The organism is Microbulbifer sp. YPW16, assembly GCF_021290385.1.
GTDB classification, from domain to species: Bacteria; Pseudomonadota; Gammaproteobacteria; order Pseudomonadales; family Cellvibrionaceae; genus Microbulbifer; species Microbulbifer zhoushanensis.
This window is the reverse complement of record NZ_CP089928.1, coordinates 698815-716843: the sequence shown is the minus strand read 5'-3', so window position 1 is coordinate 716843 and position 18029 is coordinate 698815. Positions and strand designations below refer to the sequence as shown.

Annotated in this window: 14 protein-coding genes; 12 read left to right on the top strand and 2 right to left on the bottom strand. The window is 61.7% G+C overall.

The window, feature by feature from the left end:
- The first annotated feature begins 87 nt into the window (after window positions 1-87).
- The 6 genes from smc (at window position 88) to LVE68_RS03110 (ending at window position 9849) form a co-directional block, all read left to right on the top strand.
- A complete protein-coding gene (gene smc, locus LVE68_RS03135) occupies window positions 88-3591 on the top strand; it encodes a chromosome segregation protein SMC (protein WP_232942938.1) in 3504 nt (1167 codons plus the stop codon).
- A gap of 24 nt (window positions 3592-3615) precedes the next feature.
- Entirely contained in the window at window positions 3616-4725 is a 1110-nt protein-coding gene (gene zipA, locus LVE68_RS03130; RefSeq protein WP_232942937.1) for a cell division protein ZipA, read from the top strand.
- 135 nt (window positions 4726-4860) lie between these two features.
- The gene (ligA, locus tag LVE68_RS03125) at window positions 4861-6900 is read left to right on the top strand and encodes an NAD-dependent DNA ligase LigA (protein WP_232942936.1); all 2040 of its coding nucleotides are present in this window, start codon (window positions 4861-4863) and stop codon (window positions 6898-6900) included.
- Between the two features lie 177 nt (window positions 6901-7077).
- Entirely contained in the window at window positions 7078-7512 is a 435-nt protein-coding gene (locus LVE68_RS03120; RefSeq protein ID WP_232942935.1) for a hypothetical protein, read from the top strand.
- A 138-nt stretch (window positions 7513-7650) separates the two neighbouring features.
- Window positions 7651-8262 (top strand): hypothetical protein, encoded by a 612-nt coding sequence (locus LVE68_RS03115; protein WP_232942934.1) that lies wholly within the window; start codon window positions 7651-7653, stop codon window positions 8260-8262.
- A 195-nt stretch (window positions 8263-8457) separates the two neighbouring features.
- On the top strand, window positions 8458-9849 hold the full coding sequence (locus LVE68_RS03110; protein WP_232942933.1) for a class II fumarate hydratase: 1392 nt from the start codon (window positions 8458-8460) through the stop codon (window positions 9847-9849).
- 20 nt (window positions 9850-9869) lie between these two features.
- Here LVE68_RS03110 and LVE68_RS18150 read toward each other — a convergent pair whose 3' ends face one another.
- A complete protein-coding gene (locus tag LVE68_RS18150) occupies window positions 9870-9992 on the bottom strand; it encodes a hypothetical protein (protein WP_255701150.1) in 123 nt (40 codons plus the stop codon).
- 141 nt (window positions 9993-10133) lie between these two features.
- Between LVE68_RS18150 and LVE68_RS03105 the strand changes: the two genes are divergently transcribed.
- From LVE68_RS03105 to LVE68_RS03080, 6 genes are all read left to right on the top strand, one after another.
- Window positions 10134-10337: a hypothetical protein gene (locus LVE68_RS03105; protein ID WP_232942932.1), complete on the top strand. Its 204-nt coding sequence runs from the start codon at window positions 10134-10136 to the stop codon at window positions 10335-10337.
- Window positions 10338-11408: an AraC family transcriptional regulator gene (locus LVE68_RS03100; RefSeq protein WP_232942931.1), complete on the top strand. Its 1071-nt coding sequence runs from the start codon at window positions 10338-10340 to the stop codon at window positions 11406-11408. It begins immediately after the preceding gene.
- Between the two features lie 182 nt (window positions 11409-11590).
- Window positions 11591-13384: an acyl-CoA dehydrogenase C-terminal domain-containing protein gene (locus LVE68_RS03095; RefSeq protein ID WP_232942930.1), complete on the top strand. Its 1794-nt coding sequence runs from the start codon at window positions 11591-11593 to the stop codon at window positions 13382-13384.
- 59 nt (window positions 13385-13443) lie between these two features.
- A complete protein-coding gene (locus LVE68_RS03090) occupies window positions 13444-13761 on the top strand; it encodes an SCP2 sterol-binding domain-containing protein (protein WP_232942929.1) in 318 nt (105 codons plus the stop codon).
- Between the two features lie 104 nt (window positions 13762-13865).
- Window positions 13866-15503 carry an AMP-binding protein gene (locus tag LVE68_RS03085; protein WP_232942928.1) on the top strand — a complete coding sequence of 546 codons (1638 nt, stop codon included), beginning with the start codon at window positions 13866-13868 and terminating at the stop codon, window positions 15501-15503.
- A gap of 188 nt (window positions 15504-15691) precedes the next feature.
- Window positions 15692-16156 (top strand): phosphate-starvation-inducible PsiE family protein, encoded by a 465-nt coding sequence (locus LVE68_RS03080; protein WP_232942927.1) that lies wholly within the window; start codon window positions 15692-15694, stop codon window positions 16154-16156.
- A 66-nt stretch (window positions 16157-16222) separates the two neighbouring features.
- On the opposite strand, the gene LVE68_RS03075 is transcribed toward LVE68_RS03080, so the two are convergent.
- Window positions 16223-17989 (bottom strand): M28 family metallopeptidase, encoded by a 1767-nt coding sequence (locus LVE68_RS03075; protein WP_232942926.1) that lies wholly within the window; start codon window positions 17987-17989, stop codon window positions 16223-16225.
- Window positions 17990-18029 lie beyond the last annotated feature (40 nt).

Sequence of the window (18029 nt, the reverse complement as noted above, 5' to 3'; positions counted from 1 at the left end):
CCGCCATGTACAATCGGCGGTTTGGTGCGGCCATCGCCGGCACGCTGTCGGGCGCCGGCGAATAACAAAATACCGAGTTACAAATACATGCGTCTGAAGTGCATCAAGCTTGCGGGTTTCAAGTCCTTCGTTGACCCGACTACCGTTCATTTTCCGTCCAACCTGAGTGCTGTGGTGGGCCCCAACGGCTGTGGCAAGTCCAACACCATCGATGCCGTGCGCTGGGTTATGGGTGAGTCGTCCGCGAAAAACCTGCGCGGTGACTCGATGACCGACGTGATCTTCAATGGCTCCAGCGGCCGCAAGCCGGTGGGCCAGGCCTCCATCGAACTGGTATTCGACAACTCCGAGGGCAAGCTGACCGGCCCCTATGCCGGTTTTGCCGAAATTTCGGTCAAGCGCCGTGTGACCCGCGACGGCCAGAACAACTACTACCTGAATGGCGACAAATGTCGCCGCCGCGATGTGACTGACCTGTTCCTGGGCACCGGCCTGGGCCCGCGCAGCTATGCCATCATCGAGCAGGGCATGATCTCCAAGCTGATCGAGGCCAAGCCCGAGGAGCTGCGGGTATTTATCGAGGAAGCGGCGGGTATCTCCAAGTACAAGGAGCGCCGCCGCGACACCGAGAATCGCATGCGCCGCACCAGCGAGAACCTGGAGCGCCTCACAGATATCCGCGATGAGCTGGAGCGCCAGCTGGCGCGCCTCGAGCGGCAGGCTGCCGCGGCTGAGAAGTACAGCCGCTTCAAGGAAGAGGAGCGCAGTCACAAGGCGCACCTGCAGGCCCTCAAGTACCGCGACCTGGATGACCAGGCCAAGGCCAAGCAGCAGCAGATCGGCGAGCTGGAGCTCACAGTCGAAGAACTGGTAACGCGGCAGGTGAGCTGTGACACCGATATCGAGCAGAAGCGCGTCGGTTACCACGAGCTGTCCGACGGCTTTAACGAGGTACAGGGCCGGTTCTACGCCATCGGCGCCGATATCGCGCGGCTGGAGCAGAGCATCGCCCATGCCCGCGAGCGCAATACCCGCCTGCAGTCCGACCTGCAGCAGACCGAGCAGGAATACCGCGAGGCGGAAACCGGCCTGGAAGCTGACCGGGAGAAGGCGGCGCAGTTTGAGGCCGAGCTGGAAGTGATCAACCCGGACCTGGAGATGGTCCAGGCCGCAGAAGAGGAGTCCGCCCTGGCCCTGCAGACCGCCGAGGACCAGATGCGCGACTGGCAGAACGAGTGGGACCAGTTCAACACTGGTGCCTCGGGTTCGCGCCAGAAAGCCGAGGTACAGCAGTCCCGCATCCAGCATCTGGAGACCTCTGCGCAGCGCCTGCAGGAGCGTATCAACAAGCTGCAGGAAGAGCGTGGCCGCCTCGCCGAGAGCGGCGATGACGACGATTTTGAACAGCTGGGCGAGCAACTGGCCGAGCTGGAGCTGCAGGCCGGCGAACGCCGCGAGGCCGTGGCGGAGAAAAATGAATCCCTGGCTGAGCTGCGTGCCCGCGAGAGTGACAGCGCTGCGGAGCTGGACCAGCTGCGCCTGCAGTTGCAGACCAGCCGCGGGCGCTTCGCTTCCCTCGAGGCGCTGCAGCAGGCGGCGCTGGGGCAGGGCAAGGCCGTGGATAACTGGCTGCAGCAGCAGTCGCTGGCGGACCGCCCGCGACTGGCCGACCAGATCAGCGCCCGGGCCGGCTGGGAAAAGGCCGTGGAAACGGTGCTGGGCACCCAGCTGCAGGCAGTCTGTGTGGACCAGCTGGAGAGCCTGAGCGAGGGGCTTGCCAGCCTCGAGAGCGGGCAGGCGATCTTCGTCGACGGCAGCCCGGTTCCCGCCACCGCTGGCGGCAGCCTGCCGGCGCTGGCGGAAGTGGTCGAGGGCCCCGACTCACTGGCTGGCCTGCTGTCCGGCATCTATACCGCTGAGGACCTCACCGCCGCGCTTGCCCAGCGGGAGCGGCTGCAGGCCCATGAATCCATCGTAACCCGCGACGGTCTCTGGCTGGGGCCTAACTGGCTGCGGGTCAGCCGTGCCTCCGACGCCGAGGCCGGGGTACTGGAGCGCAAGCAGGAGCTGGAAGAGCTGGAGGCATCGATAGCCGCCTGCGAAGAACAGATCGAGACCCTCTCGGAGCAGCGTGAAGAACTGCGCAACCAGGCCTCCGACATGGAGAGTGCCATTGAGCAGTCCCGCAATGAGCTGGAGCAGCTGAGTCGGCGCGAGTCCGAGTTGCGCAGCCAGCTGTCCGCCCGCCGTGCGCGCGCCGAACAGATGGGCGAGCGCCGCACCCGTGTTGAGCAGGAGCTGGCGGAAGTGCGCGAGCAGCAGGAAATGGAGGGCGAGTCCCTGTCCGAGGCACGCCTGCTGTTGCAGGAGGCGCTGGAGGCGATGAGTGATGACACTGACCGCCGTGAGTCCCTGCTGGCCCGCCGCGACGAGCTGCGCGAGGCGCTGGATGCGGCGCGCCAGCGCGCCCGTGAAGACAAGGACAAGGCGCATGAACTGGCCATGCGTGAGCAGTCAGTGCGGACCCAGATGATGTCGCTGGAGCGCACGCTGCAGGTGATGCGCGAGCAGCTGGAGCGCCTGCGCACCCGCCGCGAGCAGCTGCAGGAGCAGATGGCCGAGAGCGACGACCCGTCCCAGGATTTCCAGGCCGAGCTGGAGGAGAAGCTGGGCGAGCGCATGGAGGTGGAAACCGAGCTGTCCGAGGCGCGCAAGAAACTGGAGGAGGTCGAGAGCGGCCTGCGCGAACAGGAGCAGGAGCGCCACAAAGTGGAGTCGGCGCTGCAGGGCGTGCGTGCCCAGCTCGAGCAGGAGCGCCTGGGTGCCCAGACCCTCGAGGTGCAGCGCAATGGGCTGGTTGAGCAGCTGCGTGAATCCGATTACGACGTGGACCAGGTGCTGGAAGAGCTTCCCGGCGACCTGACCATTGGCCAGGTACAGGAGGAACTGGAACTGGTGGCCGCGCGTATCTCCCGTCTCGGCGCCATCAACCTGGCGGCCATCGACGAGTACAAGCAGGAGTCCGAGCGCAAGGAATACCTGGATCGACAGTACAGTGACCTGATGGATGCGCTGGAGACCCTCGAGAACGCCATCAAGCGTATCGACCGGGAAACCCGTACCCGTTTCAAGGAAACCTTCGACAAGGTCAACAGCGGCCTGCAGGAACTCTTCCCCAAGGTATTTGGCGGCGGCCACGCCTACCTGGAACTCACCGGCGAGGACCTGCTGGATACCGGCATCGCGATCATGGCGCGGCCCCCGGGCAAGCGCAACAGCACCATCCACCTGCTGTCGGGCGGCGAGAAGGCACTCACCGCCATTGCGCTGGTATTCTCCATTTTCCGCCTCAACCCGGCTCCTTTCTGTATGCTGGACGAGGTGGACGCACCGCTGGATGACGCCAACGTGGGGCGCTATGCGCGGATGGTGCAGGAAATGTCCGAGCACGTGCAGTTCATCTATATCACCCACAACAAGATTGCCATGGAGATGGCGCACCAGCTGCTGGGTGTGACCATGCACGAGCCTGGCGTTTCGCGACTGGTGACGGTGGACGTTGAAGAGGCGGCCGAGCTGGCATCCGCATAAGGGCGTGAAAGGAGAAACGCTGATATGGACAACTGGCTGATCACGATTCTGGCGCTGGTGCTGGTGCTGGCGCTGGTGGATGGGGTGCGTCGGGCGATCCTGCGCCACCGCGATGCGGACCGCACCGCCGATAGCCTGAGTCGCGCCATGCACGGCAACCGGAATACCCCGTCCACTCCCGCCAGGCCGGGCCGGGCCACCGCTGATGAGGATGATTTCCTCGATCCGGAGGAGGCGGCAAAGCGTGCCCAGATTGCCCGTGAACTGCCGGGCAGTGTACGGGTGGTGCAACGCCGCGCGCTGGAAGACGCGCTGCAGGTAAACCGCAAGTTGCAGGAGGGTTTCCAGACCGGGCGTCGGCCGGCCGAGGCCAACAAGCAGCAGCAAAGTGAGGCTGAGCCACAACAGGCTTCCCTGAACCTGGAAGAGCAGGTGCCTACCCTGATGGACTCATTTGCCGATGCGGCGGAAGAGGCCATTGGGGAAGACTTCCGTCGTGAGCCGGAACTCGACGAGGCTGACAGCCTCCAAGCCCTGAGTGAAACCGAACAGGAAGAGCGGGGCGAACCAGTGCTGAAGAAAAAGAAACCGCCGGAACCCGTTTCCGGTGGCAGCGAGACAATGCGCCAGTCGGGCAACACCCGGGGCGGCTCCCGGCACGACCGGCACCAGGCGGATGGCGCGGACAAGTCCCCGGTGGAAGAGGTGCTGATCATCAATATCATGGCGCGGGAGGGCGACCTGTTCGAGGGTAACGACCTGCTGCGGGCCCTGATGGCTGTGAACATGCGCTTTGGTGACATGGATATCTTCCATTATCACCTGGGCGGCAGTGACGACGGCCCGGTGATTTTCAGCCTGGCCAACATGGTGGTTCCGGGGGTGTTCGACCTGGGGCGTATGGAAGAGTTCGCCACCCCGGGTGTGAGCCTGTTCCTGGCGCTGCCCATCGATGGCGAGGCGATCAAGGCGTTCGAGTTGATGCTGTCAGTGTCACGGGAGATAGCCGAACAGCTCGGTGGCGAGCTGAAAGATGAGAATCGCAGCGTTTTCACCGCCCAGACCGCCGAGCACTATCGCCAGCGGGTGATGGAATACCAGCGCCGGCGTGCGCTGGCCCGGGCGCAGGCCTGACCCGAACCGGTAGAGCGTTGCGCGGCTGCATGCCGCGTCCCCCGTGCGGCTGTCGCTGCGCTCGATGCAGCCGGCGGCCGCAATTCGTGTAAAATTCCCTCCCCATGACCTTTCCTTATTCTCTGCGAATAATCGATGACCAATAAGAATATCCCCACTGAAAAGCGTGAGCGGGCCCAGGAATTGCACGCCATCCTGTCGCGCGCCAACTACCAGTATTACGTGCTCGATGCGCCGGAGCTGCCGGACGCGGAATATGACCGTCGCCTGCGTGAATTGCAGGAACTGGAACAGCAATACCCGGAGCTGCTAACGCCGGACTCGCCCACGCAGCGGGTAGGCGCGGAGCCCCTGACTGAGTTTGCCGAGGTGCAGCACGAAGTGCCGATGTTGTCCCTGGACAACGCCTTCGATGACGATGAGCTGCAGGAGTTCGACCGGCGAGTGCGCGACCGCCTGAACAGCAGGGAAGCGGTCGAGTATGCGTGTGAGCCAAAACTGGACGGAATCGCCATCAGCCTGCTGTACCGGGATGGCGTACTGGAGCGGGCTGCCACGCGCGGCGATGGCACCACAGGGGAGGATATTACCCAGAATGTGCGCACCATCGGCTCGGTGCCCCTGCGGCTGATTGAGAACGGCGTGCCGGCTGTGCTGGAAGTGCGCGGCGAGATTTACATGCCCAGGGCCGGATTTGCAGAGCTGAACGAGAAGGCCCGTGAAGCCGGTGACAAGGTTTTCGTCAATCCGCGCAATGCCGCCGCCGGCAGCCTGCGCCAGCTGGATTCACGCATTACGGCGCGTCGCCCGCTGGAGCTGTGCGTGTATGGCGTGGGCCTGGTGGAGCGGGCCAGCCTGCCGGACAAGCATACGGAGATCCTGCAGCAGCTGCACCGCTGGGGTTTCCGCATCAACAGTGAGATGGCGGTCGCTGCGGATATCCATGACTGTATCGAGTATCACCGCAAGCTGGGCGAGAAGCGCGCGGAGCTGCCTTACGATATCGATGGCATCGTGTTCAAGGTAAACAGTATTCCCCTGCAGCGCCGCCTCGGTTTTGTCGCCCGCGCGCCGCGCTGGGCGATGGCCTACAAGTTCCCGGCCCAGGAAGAGATGACGGTGCTGCGCGACGTGGAGTTCCAGGTGGGCCGCACGGGCGCAGTGACGCCGGTTGCACGACTGGAACCGGTGTTTGTAGGAGGGGTGACAGTGTCGAATGCCACACTGCACAACCGCGATGAAATCGAGCGCCTGGGAGTGAAAATCGGCGATACAGTGGTTATCCGCCGGGCCGGCGATGTGATACCCCAGGTGGTCTCGGTGGTTGAGAGCAAGCGCCCAGGGAACGCGCGAGATATAGTATTTCCCGACCACTGCCCGGTGTGCGACTCGCCGGTTGAGTCGACTCCCGGGGAAGCGGTGGCGCGCTGTAGCGGCGGCCTGATCTGTAGCGCCCAGCGCAAGCAGGCAATCAAGCATTTCGCCTCGCGCAAGGCCATGGATATCGATGGCCTGGGCGACAAGCTGGTGGAGCAACTGGTGGACGAGGGCCTGCTGCATTCAGTCTCCGGCCTGTATCGCCTCGAGGCGGAGCAGGTGGCGGGGCTGGAGCGGATGGGGGAGAAATCGGCACAGAACCTGGTGGATGCGCTGGAGCGCAGCAAGGACACAACGCTGCCCAGGTTCCTCTATGCCCTGGGAATCCGCGAAGTGGGGGAAGCGACTGCACGCAACCTGGCCCGGCATTTCGGTGATCTCGAACCGCTCATGCAGGCGGATGAGGAAGCGCTGCAGGACGTGGAGGATGTCGGGCCGGTGGTAGCCCATTTTGTCGCTGAGTTTTTTGAGCAGCCCCACGCACAGGAAGAGATCGAGGCGCTGCGCCAGGCGGGTGTGCACTGGGCTGCCGAGGAAACCGGTGGTGAAGAGCAGCCGTTTGCGGGGCAGACCTGGGTCCTCACCGGCAAGCTGGAGACACTGTCCCGCAGCGAGGCCAAGGATTACCTGCAGCGACTGGGAGCCAAGGTGGCGGGCAGTGTCTCTGCAAATACCCACACGGTAGTTGCAGGGCCCGGAGCTGGATCCAAGTTGAACAAGGCCCGTGAGCTGGAGATCCCCACGCTCGACGAGGATGAATTCCTGGAAATGCTGCGCGGGCGCGGGATCGAGATTTAAGCCTCCCACGGCCGTAATATGTCGCGTGCGTCCGCTGCGTTCGGGCAGCGGGGCTGGTGCGCATAAAATGCGATTGTCGTTATGGTATTTTCCAGCGGTGATCGTTAAAGTGGAGCGGCTAACACTCAACAGGCCGTGCAAAATTTGCGCGGCTGCGCTGTGCTGAGGGACACAATAGTGGTACAGGCTGATCAGGAATCCATCGTTTACGGGTGCATCAAGGACAGTAACAGCCTTGCCGGTGGTGCTGACCGTCGCCGTTGCAATCGCGAGGCAGTACTGGCCCTGCCCAGTGCCGACGAGTGGCCTTTTCTCTGCCGCGACATGTTTTCCATTCCCACCATCAAGGTGAAACAGTCCCAGTACCAGACCGATGTGATTCATTTTGGTGCTTCCTACCGTGCGGTGGAGTACGAATGGAATCACTGGATCCTGAAGTTTGAAGAGCTTTTGCGCAGCATGTACTGGGTCTCTGCCACCGTGCACCTGGAGACTGAACTCTCGGGCACCCACTCCTTTACCTGGGAGGCCGCCGGGCTCTACCACGAACCCGGTAGCGGCGATATGCAGGTTCGTTGTGAGTGGACCCAGGAGGGTCGGGTCAGCATCTGAATCCGGTCGCTGCCGCCGGTCACTTGTCCTCAATGCTGGCGGCAAGCGGGGCGGGCTAATCCTCTAACCTGCTATGCTTGACTTACCTGTGTGCGTTGCATGCGGGCGGGGGCAGTAGCGGCCGGAGGTATGAGGCGCGTGGAACCATCGGAGCTTGCAGCCAGCAGTGTCCCCGCGTTCGCGACACTCTATGCCCATATCCGTGTGATCATGGGGATTGTGATCGGGCTGGGCCTGACACACCTGCTGCGCAACCTGGCCCGGCTGGTCGAGGAGCCGAGGGAAGACCGGCTCTACTGGATGCACCTGGGCTGGGTCGCATTCATGGTGCTGTACCTGCTGTTTTTCTGGTGGTGGGAGTTTCGCTTTTCCCACACTGGCGTACATGACCTGGCCACCTATCTCTACCTGATCTGTTACACCCTGCTGCTGTACCTGCTTTGCGCCCTGCTGTTCCCGGAAAAGAACTCGGCCCCCAAGGACTATCGCTCGCTGTTCTTCCTCCGCCGCAAGTGGTTCTTCACTGTACTGGCACTGGTTTTCCTGGTCGATTTTGGGGATACCATCCTTAAAGGCGGGCAATACCTGGCAAACCTGGGCAGTGTCTACGTCTACCGCAACCTGGCATTTATTGTCGGCAGCCTGGTGGCAATTGCGACCTCCAGCCGAATTTACCACGGCAGCTTCCTGTTGCTGGGAACAGCTTTCCAATTATTTTATTTCTTTACGGAATATGATTCCCTGGTATAGGTGGTGTAGGTTTGGCGTTGCGCGGAAGTGGCGATAAGCTGTTAAATGATACTTGCGGCTTCGCGCGGGCCGCTGCGGGGTTCCTGCAATTGTATGCAGGCCTGCATACGGCAGCCCTAAGCATGCCGGGAATGCCGGCCAGGCTCTGGCGAGTAGGCCGGGAAATTCTTTACGCCAACTCAAGACGGGTGTCCGATGAGCGATGAATTCCGAACCGAGAAAGACAGCCTGGGCGAAGTGCGTGTGCCCGCGGGCGCTCTCTATGGTGCGCAGACCCAGCGTGCCGTGGACAATTTCCCGGTCAGTGGCCAGCCGCTGCCGGTGGAGTTTATTCGCGCGGTCCTGATGATCAAGAAGGCGGCGGCGCAGGCCAACTGCGAGCTGGGATTGCTCGACCAGGAGCGGGCGGAGGCGATTATCGGCGCCTGTGATGCAGTAGGTGATGACGAGCTGGCCGCGCATTTTCCCGTCGACATCTACCAGACCGGCTCCGGCACCAGCACCAACATGAACGTCAATGAAGTGCTGGCCAGGATTGTGGCGCGTGACAGTGGCATTGAGGTGAGCCCCAATGATCACGTCAACATGAGCCAGAGCAGCAACGATGTGATACCCAGTGCCATCCACGTGTCGGCATTGCTAGCCGTGCGGGACCAGCTGTTGCCGGCTTTGCGGCACCTGCACAGTGTGATGGACGAGAAGGCCGCGGGGCTGGCGGATGTGGTAAAGACGGGGCGAACCCACCTGATGGACGCGGTACCGATCACCATGGAACAGGAGGTCTCGGCCTGGGCAATGCAAGTGGAGCACAGTCGCGAAAGGATTCGCTCCACGCTGCCCCGGCTGGCGCAGCTGGCGCAGGGCGGGACAGCCGTGGGTACCGGGCTTAACGCGCACCCGGATTTTACCGAACTGTTTGCACAGAAACTCAGTGCCAATACCACCCAGCAGTTTCGCCCGGCGGAAAATGCGTTCGCCGCAATCAGTAGCCAGGATACGGCGGTGGAACTCTCCGGCCAGCTGAAAGTGCTGGCTGTGGCCCTGATGAAAGTCGCCAACGACCTGCGCTGGATGAACAGCGGTCCCCTGGCAGGGTTCGGTGAAATAGAGCTGCAGGCGCTGCAACCGGGCAGCAGCATCATGCCCGGCAAGGTCAATCCGGTGATTGCCGAAGCGGTGGCGATGGTGTCAGCCAGGGTGATAGGCAACGACGCCACCATTACCGTTGCGGGGCAGAGCGGCAACTTCCAGCTTAACGTTATGCTGCCACTGGTGGCTGCGTCGCTGCTCGAGAGTATTCGCTTGCTAACCGGGGCCTCGCAGGTGCTCGCCGATAAAGCCATCGCCACTTTTACAGTCAACCGGGAAAACATCGAGCACGCCCTGGCCCGGAATCCAATCCTGGTTACGGCGCTCAATCCCGTGATCGGTTATGGCAAGGCGGCCGAGATTGCCAAACGAGCCTATCGGGAGGGGCGGCCAGTACTCGAAGTGGCGACCGAAATGACAGAGCTGGGTGAGCAGGAGCTTAAACGCCTGCTGGATCCGGCCAAATTGGCGAGGGGCGGAGTGCCGGGAGGGGAGTGAGTCGCCGTGGGTTAGGCCTTTCAGGCAAACAGGATCAGGGCGACCACCAGAGTGCCTACCGCCAGTGTAAGGCATTCAAGCCATATGAAAATATGCCGTACGGTGACGCGATCTTCCCGACGATAGAGTAATCTCTTGCCCATGGAACCTCCTGCGGCGTTGACAGCGATGGGGCAATGCCTCACGATTCTGCGCCGCACCGGCTATCGTTGCCGATTCTTCAATGGTAGTGCCGGCCTCCGGCATGACCTACTGTTCACGCTTGTTAATCATTCTGGGTGCCCATGGCCAGTAAACGTCGCCGTTCCTTCCTCACCAGCCTTATCGCCTGTATCGGTTTTATCGTCGCCGCAGTCTGGGCCTGGGACCTGCCGGTCAGGGATGTCCTGGCATACCTGGTATTACTGCTCGGATTCCTGGTGGTCCTGATCGTAGCCGGCTTTGCCGGTGGAGCATTGTTGAGCTGGCTGCGCAGGCGCAAGAAATAGATGAGCGTGACGGAAGAGGATATCCGTATTCCCATCGCCTACCTCGAGCGCTTGCTGGAGGAGGCGGCCCGCCATGGCTGTGACCGGCAGGAACTGCTCAGTGCAGTGGGAATAGAGGAGCAGGAACTGGAGGGTGTCGCGGCATTCTCGGCCCTGAAATACGGCCGCCTTTACCAGCGGGTCATGTGGCAGGTGCAGGACGAATGGTTTGGCATGCTCAGTGGCGGGCGTGTGCGTTCTGGCTCCTTCCGCCTCCTGTGCCTCACCGTGGTCAACTGCGCGACTGTCCGCCAGGCCATCCAGCTCAGCGCTGAATTTATGGAGATCTGTCGCGGGTTCAAGGTAAAGCCGATCCTCGAGGATCCGCAGGAGGGGCGTGAGCGGGTTGCGATTCGCGGGATCAGCTCCCTGGAGGAGGGAGAGTTCGAGCGGCTGATCGCAGAGACCAGCCCCGGGGTGATCCGCACCACACTGGCGGTCTGGCATCGTTTCTACTGCTGGCTGGTAGGGCGCGAAATCCCGCTGGCACGGCTGCACTTCTCTTTCCCGTGTCCCGAGGAGTTCCGGACGCTGGCACAGAGTGAGGCCGGCGAGCTGTTGTTTGAACAGTCCTCCAATGCGCTTGAGTATGACAGTCGTTATCTCGACTACCCCATCGTGCAGAATCCGCAGACGGTCGAGGATTTCATTCGCACTGCCCCCTATCACCTGGTCATCAGCGATGGCAGCGCCAACAGCATCAAGACCAAGGTAAAGACCATCCTCAACCGGGATGTCAGCGAATCCATGCCGGCGGCCGAGCTGGTGGCGGAACGCCTGAACATGTCGGTCACCACGCTGCGCCGCCGGTTGCAGCAGGAGGGCACTTCCTACCAGAAACTGAAAGACGAATGCCGCATGGAGGCCGCCTTTCACTACCTCAGCTGCCCGGACCTCTCCAACGGGCAGATCGCCGAGATGCTGGGCTTTGACGAGTCCAGTGCTTTCTTCCGCGCCTTCAAGAAATGGACGGGTATCACCCCCGGCGAATACCGCAAGAGCGGCCGTTCGGTCACGACAGCTGATGACTGATGGTCCGCTGTTTCAGGGGCCTGCCGTGTGCGGTTTTTGTCAGCGCTTTGGACGGTTTTCGCCATAGAGACCGGCGCGCACCTGCTACTATGATGAACCAATCGTGAGATCTAGTCACAAACCTGACCAGCCGGTTTCATCACCGGCTCGAGATAAAACAGCGAGAATTTGAGGGTAGCAGGATGACCGACGTCAAGATTCCATTGCGCGATATGCGCTTCGCCACGCGCGAATTGCTCGATTGGGACCAGCACTATGCTTCCCTGGGTTATGAGGAAGCCACACCGGATCTGGTGGACGCCATTCTGGAAGAGGGTGCCAAGTTCTGTGAAAACGTACTGGCCCCGCTGAATGCAGTGGGTGACCAGCAGGGCTGCACCTGGAAAGATGGCGAGGTCACTACGCCCGAGGGCTTCAAGGAAGCCTACCAGCAGTTTGTGGAGGCCGGCTGGCCGTCACTGGCGCACGGTGTTGAGCACGGTGGCCAGGGCCTGCCGCCCTCACTCGGCACACTGATGAGCGAAATGGTGGGCACCACCAACTGGTCCTGGGGTATGTACCCGGGCCTGTCCCACGGCGCCATGAATACCCTCGAGGCCCATGGTACCGAGGAGCAGAAAGCCACTTACCTGACCAAGCTGGTAGAGGGTACCTGGACCGGCACCATGTGCCTGACCGAGCCCCATTGTGGTACCGACCTGGGTATCCTGCGCTCCAAGGCGGAACCCAATGACGACGGGTCCTACTCCATCACCGGTACCAAGATCTTCATCTCCGCCGGCGAACACGATATGGCCGAGAATATCGTGCACATCGTACTGGCGCGCCTGCCGGATGCCCCGGCCGGCACCAAGGGTATTTCCCTGTTTATCGTTCCCAAGTTCCTGCCTGCCGCGGACGGCTCCGCCGGTGAGCGCAATGGCGTCGCCTGTGGCTCCCTGGAACACAAGATGGGTATCCATGGTAACGCCACTGCGGTCCTGAACTTTGATGGTGCCAGGGGCTTCCTGATTGGTCCGCCCAACAAGGGCCTGAACTGCATGTTCACCTTTATGAACACTGCGCGCCTGGGTACCGCCCTGCAGGGCCTGGCACATGCTGAAGCCGGCTTCCAGAAGTCCCTGGCCTATGCCAAGGATCGTCTGCAGATGCGTTCCCTGAGCGGCCCGAAAAACCCGGACGGCGCTGCCGACCCGATCATCGTGCACCCGGATGTGCGTCGTATGTTGCTGACCCAGAAGGCCTTTGCCGAGGGTGGCCGCATGCTGATTTCCCTGTGCGCGCAGCAGGTCGACCGCACCCACAAGGGTAGCGATGAGGAGAAGAAGGAAGCCGATGAGCTGCTGGCCTTCCTGACGCCGATTGCCAAGGCGTTCCTGACCGAGACCGGCTTTGAGGCCGCAAACCTGGGCCTGCAGTGTTTCGGCGGCCACGGTTACATCGCCGAGTGGGGCATGGAGCAGAACGTACGCGACGCGCGTATCGCCACCATTTACGAAGGCACCACCGGCATCCAGGCCCTGGACCTGCTGGGCCGCAAGGTCCTGATGAGCCAGGGTGAGCTGCTGCGCAAGTTCACCAAGCAGGTGCACAAGTTCTGCCAGGCGGAAATCGACACCGAGGCCCTGGCCCCGTTTGTCACCCGCCTGCAGGAGCTGAACAAAGAGTGGGGCGATGTCACCATGCATGTGGGGGCGCAGGCCATGGAGAACCCGGACGAGGTGGGTGCCGCATCCGTGGACTACCTGATGTATTCCGGCTACGTGGTGCTCGGTTTCCTGTGGGCCCGTGCCGCCAAGGTGGCCAGTGACAAGCTGGCGGCCGGCGAGGGCGAGGCCGAGTTCTACCGCGCCAAGCTGGCGACCGCGCGCTTCTACTTCGACCGCATCCTGCCGCGCACCGCGGCCCACGCGGCGGCAATGAAGAGCGGTGCCGCCAACCTGATGGATCTGGACGCCGAACACTTCGCGTTCTGAACCACGCAGTAACAAAAAACCGTCGGCCCTGCCGGCGGTTTTTTTATTCAGGGTATTTTATGCAGTTGCCAGATCAGGTGGTGGCGCGGCTGCGCCGCCTCTCTTGTTTGCACCCATGCACTCGGGTACAGTTCCGGCTACCGGATGCCAGCGATTTCTGCGTTGTTCTGTCGCAGGAACCCGGTGAACCCGCGGCGGTTGCCCGCCATGGGGAGGTTGAGGGTGCGGCCCTGATTCTGGAAATGTCGCAATCGACCCTGGACGCCGTCATGGAAGGGCGCCTCAGTGCCCGCCATGCATTTCTTCTGGGAGATATCACATACTCCGGTGACCGGGAACTGGCCGCCGCACTGGCGGACCTGTTTCCCGCAACATAAGCTTACGAAGAATAACGACACGTTCGCGCTCTCAGAGAGGGAATTTCGTCTATAAGAAACGAAACACGCGGACAAGCGACAACAACAGGACTGGGAGAAGACAGTTGGACATCGACCGCAGCATACTCGACGTATTTTCTAACGCCTGCGCCAAATACAGCGACAGGCCGGCATTTACCTGCCTGGGCCAGACGCTGACCATTGGCGATATCGATAAACTCAGCGCCAGGTTCGCCTCATACCTGCAGAATCATACCAATCTCGAGCCCGGCGACCGCATTGCGGTACAGCTGCCCAATGTCCTGCAGTACCCCGTCGTCGTTTTTGGCGCCCTGCGTGCCGGGATGGTGGTGGTAAACACCAACCCGCTTTACACCCGCCGGGAACTGAAGCACCAGCTGAATGACTCCGGTGCCAAGGCGCTGGTGGTGCTGGCCAATATTGCCGATACCGCCTCCCAGGTGATTGGGGAAACCGGTGTCGAGAAGGTGATCGTTTCCGAGATCGCTGACCTGCACAACCCGGTCAAGCGGGTGCTGATCAACAGTGTGGCAAAGTACATCAAGAAGATGGTGCCCGAGTTCTCCTTTGCCAACCAGGTGAATTTCCGTGAAGCCATGGGCCTTGGCGAGCAGAACCCGCACAAGGACGTCCAGTGCAAGCCGGAAGACGTCGCCGTCCTGCAGTACACCGGCGGCACCACCGGCGTTGCCAAGGGTGCGATGCTCACCAACCGCAACCTGGTCGCGAACATGGAGCAGGTCCGCGAGGCGCTGGGGAAATCCATCAAGGAGGGTGAGGAACTCTACGTTGCGCCGCTGCCTCTCTACCATATTTACGCCTTTACCATTCACTGCATGTGCCTGTTCGCCACTGGCAACCACTCGCTGCTGATTCCCAACCCGCGCGATATTCCGACCTTTGTGAAAACCCTCAAGGGTGTGCGGTTTACCGGCTTCTGCGGGCTCAACACCCTGTTCAACGGGCTGATGCGCAATTCGGATTTTGCCGAGCTGGATTTCAGTAAGCTGCACACAACGGCCTCCGGTGGTATGGCGTTGACGCGCGACACCGCCAAGCGCTGGGAGCAGATGACTGGCTGCACCGTCACTGAAGGTTACGGCCTGACCGAAACCTCGCCGGTGGTATCCTTCAACCCGGCCGAGGCTGTGCAGCTGGGCACCGTGGGGATGCCGGTGCCGGGCACCGAAGTGAAGGTCATCGACGAGAACGGCAATGACCTGCCTAACAACTCCCCCGGTGAACTCTGTGTGCGCGGCCCGCAGGTGATGAAGGGCTACTGGCAGCGCGAGGAAGCCACCGCCGAGTCCATCGACAGTGAGGGCTGGTTCCGGACCGGCGATATGGCCGAGATCCAGGACGATGGCTATATCAAGATCGTCGATCGCAAGAAAGACATGATCATTGTCTCCGGTTTCAATGTGTACCCGAACGAGATCGAGGATGTGATCAGTGGCCATGACAAGGTGGCCGAGGCAGCCGCTATTGGCATTCCCGATGAAAAGAGCGGCGAAGTGGTCAAGCTGTTCCTGGTGAAGGCGGACGACTCCCTGACCGAGGAGGAGGTCGTTGCCTACTGCCGCGAGAACATGACCGCCTACAAGGTGCCGAAGCAGGTGGAGTTCCGTGAGGAATTGCCCAAAACCAATGTGGGCAAGATCCTGCGCCGCGAGCTGCGCGACGAGGAGATGAAAAAGATCGAGGCCCTGGAAAGCGCCTGATTCCAGCAGCCGCTGCTGCTAACAAAGTAAAAGCATTGAGGCCCCGCTGGAGACAGCGGGGCCTTTTTATTTCGGGTGCGGGCAGCGATGGCCTGCCGGGCGGATTAGTCGATATCCCCATGCTCCCGGTTGCTGTTTTCCCTGATGAACTATAACTGTGGTTCGACAGGGCTATTGGGGTTTTGGGGATGGAAGAGGGCGAGGATCGCAATCGACTGGTCCACCAGGAGCTGCCAGCGGAACACGACGACCCGCTGATCCGTGCTCTGCATGTGGTTATCCGCAGTTCCGTGCGATTGCTGGCAGTGCTGATGTCACTGGTAATCCTGTGGTCAGTGGCGGATGTGATTTACGTCCTCTACCAACGCCTGAGCACGGAGCCGGTGTGGCTGCTGAACTACAGGGACCTGTTCGATGTATTCGGTACAGTGATGTTGGTCCTGATCGCGATCGAGATCTTTATCAATATCCGCCTGTACCTGGGCTCCAATGTGCTTCCCATCCAGCTGGTAGTTGCGACAGCATTGATGGCAATTGCCCGGAAGGTAATCGTGCTGGATCTCGCCGATGTCGGCCCGGAACAGATTCTGGCGATTTCCGCGGCGGTGGCGGCCCTCGGTGTGACCTACTGGCTGGTGGCAAGGAAAGGCTGAGATCGGCGGCACAAACAAAAAAGCCCGGCATATGCCGGGCTCTCTTTTTCTGCTCAGGCGCTGGCGTTACTGGCGGCTGGCGCTGCTGGCATCGCGAATTGCGCGGAATTCGTTGCCCTCATACCAGTTCGGCCAGTCGCGGCTATTGGCCAGCTCCAGGCCAAGTTCCAGGCCCAGTCGCAGGTCCATGGCAGCACCTTTGAGGTTCCACTCGGGATCGTACTCGTCGCCGGGCTTGTGGTAGGCGTGGGCAGTATATTCCTCACCCTTCTCCTGTGCCCACTCGCGACCGTGCTCGAAGCTGTCGGTACCGGAGTCAAAGTACAGCATCGGTACGCCTTTCTTGGCCAGGCTGAAGTGATCCGAGCGATAGAAGTAGCCGCGCTCCGGGTGGTCTTCCGGTGCCAGGTAGCGGCCCTGTTGTTCCGCCGCTTTCTCCAGCTGCTGTTCCAGCTCGCTGTTGCCGTAACCCACGACAATCACATCACGCATCGGCCCCAGTACGCCCATGGCATCGAAGTTGATACCGGCTACGGTCTGCTCAAGCGGTACCACCGGGTTGGCTGCGTAGTACTTGGAACCCAGCAGGCCGGACTCCTCTGCGGTTACTGCTACGAAGAGCATGGAGCGCTCCGGCTTTGCCTGTTGCTCGGAGAGCTGGCGCGCCATTGCCAGCAGGCCGGCGGTGCCGGTGGCGTTGTCGACCGCACCGTTGAAGATATGGTCTTCACCGGCAGCGTTCTTGTTCACGCCCAGGTGATCCCAGTGTGCGGTATAGATTACCGCCTCATCCGGGTACTTGCTGCCCGGCAGCTTGGCCACGACGTTGCGGGAGTCAGAGGTGCGCAGCTCGTTTTCCAGTTTGACGCTGGCGTTCAGGTTCAGGGCCTTGGGCTTGAAGCCCCGGGTCTTGGCCACTGCCATTTCCTCGGCCAGGTCGAGGCCGGCGGCCTGGAAAACGTCCTGCGCCGCGTCGCCGGTCATCCAGGCTTCCACCGCCACGCGATCGCGGTTTTTGTCTTCTGCAGCCAGGCTGATCTGGGCGCCCGACCAGCTGCCACTGACTACTTCCCAGGGGTATCCGGCAGCGCCAGTCTCGTGAATGATGATCGCGCCATCGGCGCCCTGGCGGGCCGCCTCTTCAAACTTGTAGCTCCAGCGGCCGTAGTAGGTCATGGCGTTGCCGTTGAAGAGGGCCTCATCCTGGGTGGCGTAGCCCGGGTCATTGACCAGGATCACGGCGGTTTTGCCGGTCATGTCGAGCCCGGCGTAGTCGTTCCAGTCGTTTTCCGGGGCGACGATGCCGTAGCCCACAAACACCAGCTCACTATTCTCGAGCGCGGCACTGTCAGTCTGGCGCTGGGTAAAGGCCACCATGTCGGACAGGGGCTGCAGTGACTTGCTGAAATCATTGCCTTCGATGGTCAGCGGGGTGGTGTCGATCTGCATTTCCACCACCGGTACCTGCTGGAACCAGCTGGGCTGGCCTTCCGCATCGACGGCGCCCGGCTCCAGGCCGGCTGCGGCAAACTGCTCGGCGAGGTAATTCACTGTGAGTTCTTCGCCCTCGGTGGCAGGTGCGCGGCCCTGGAACTTGTCGGAGGACAGTACCGAGACGTGCTTGTGCAGGTCCGCTGCGATCGCGTCCACCTGTGCCAGGCCGGCTTCGCTGAGCGAGGGTGTGGACGCACTGGCCTGCTCGACCTTTTTCGGGGTGGCGGCATCGGGTGCGGCCGCCTGTTCGCTGGCCGGGGTATCCTTGCCGCACGCGGCCAGGGCGGTGGTCACAGCCACGGCGAGGCCCAGGCGGTGCCAGGGGGTTGGTTTGTGCATGGTTGTTTCCTGTGAGTCTTATTCTGGACGGTTTAAATTA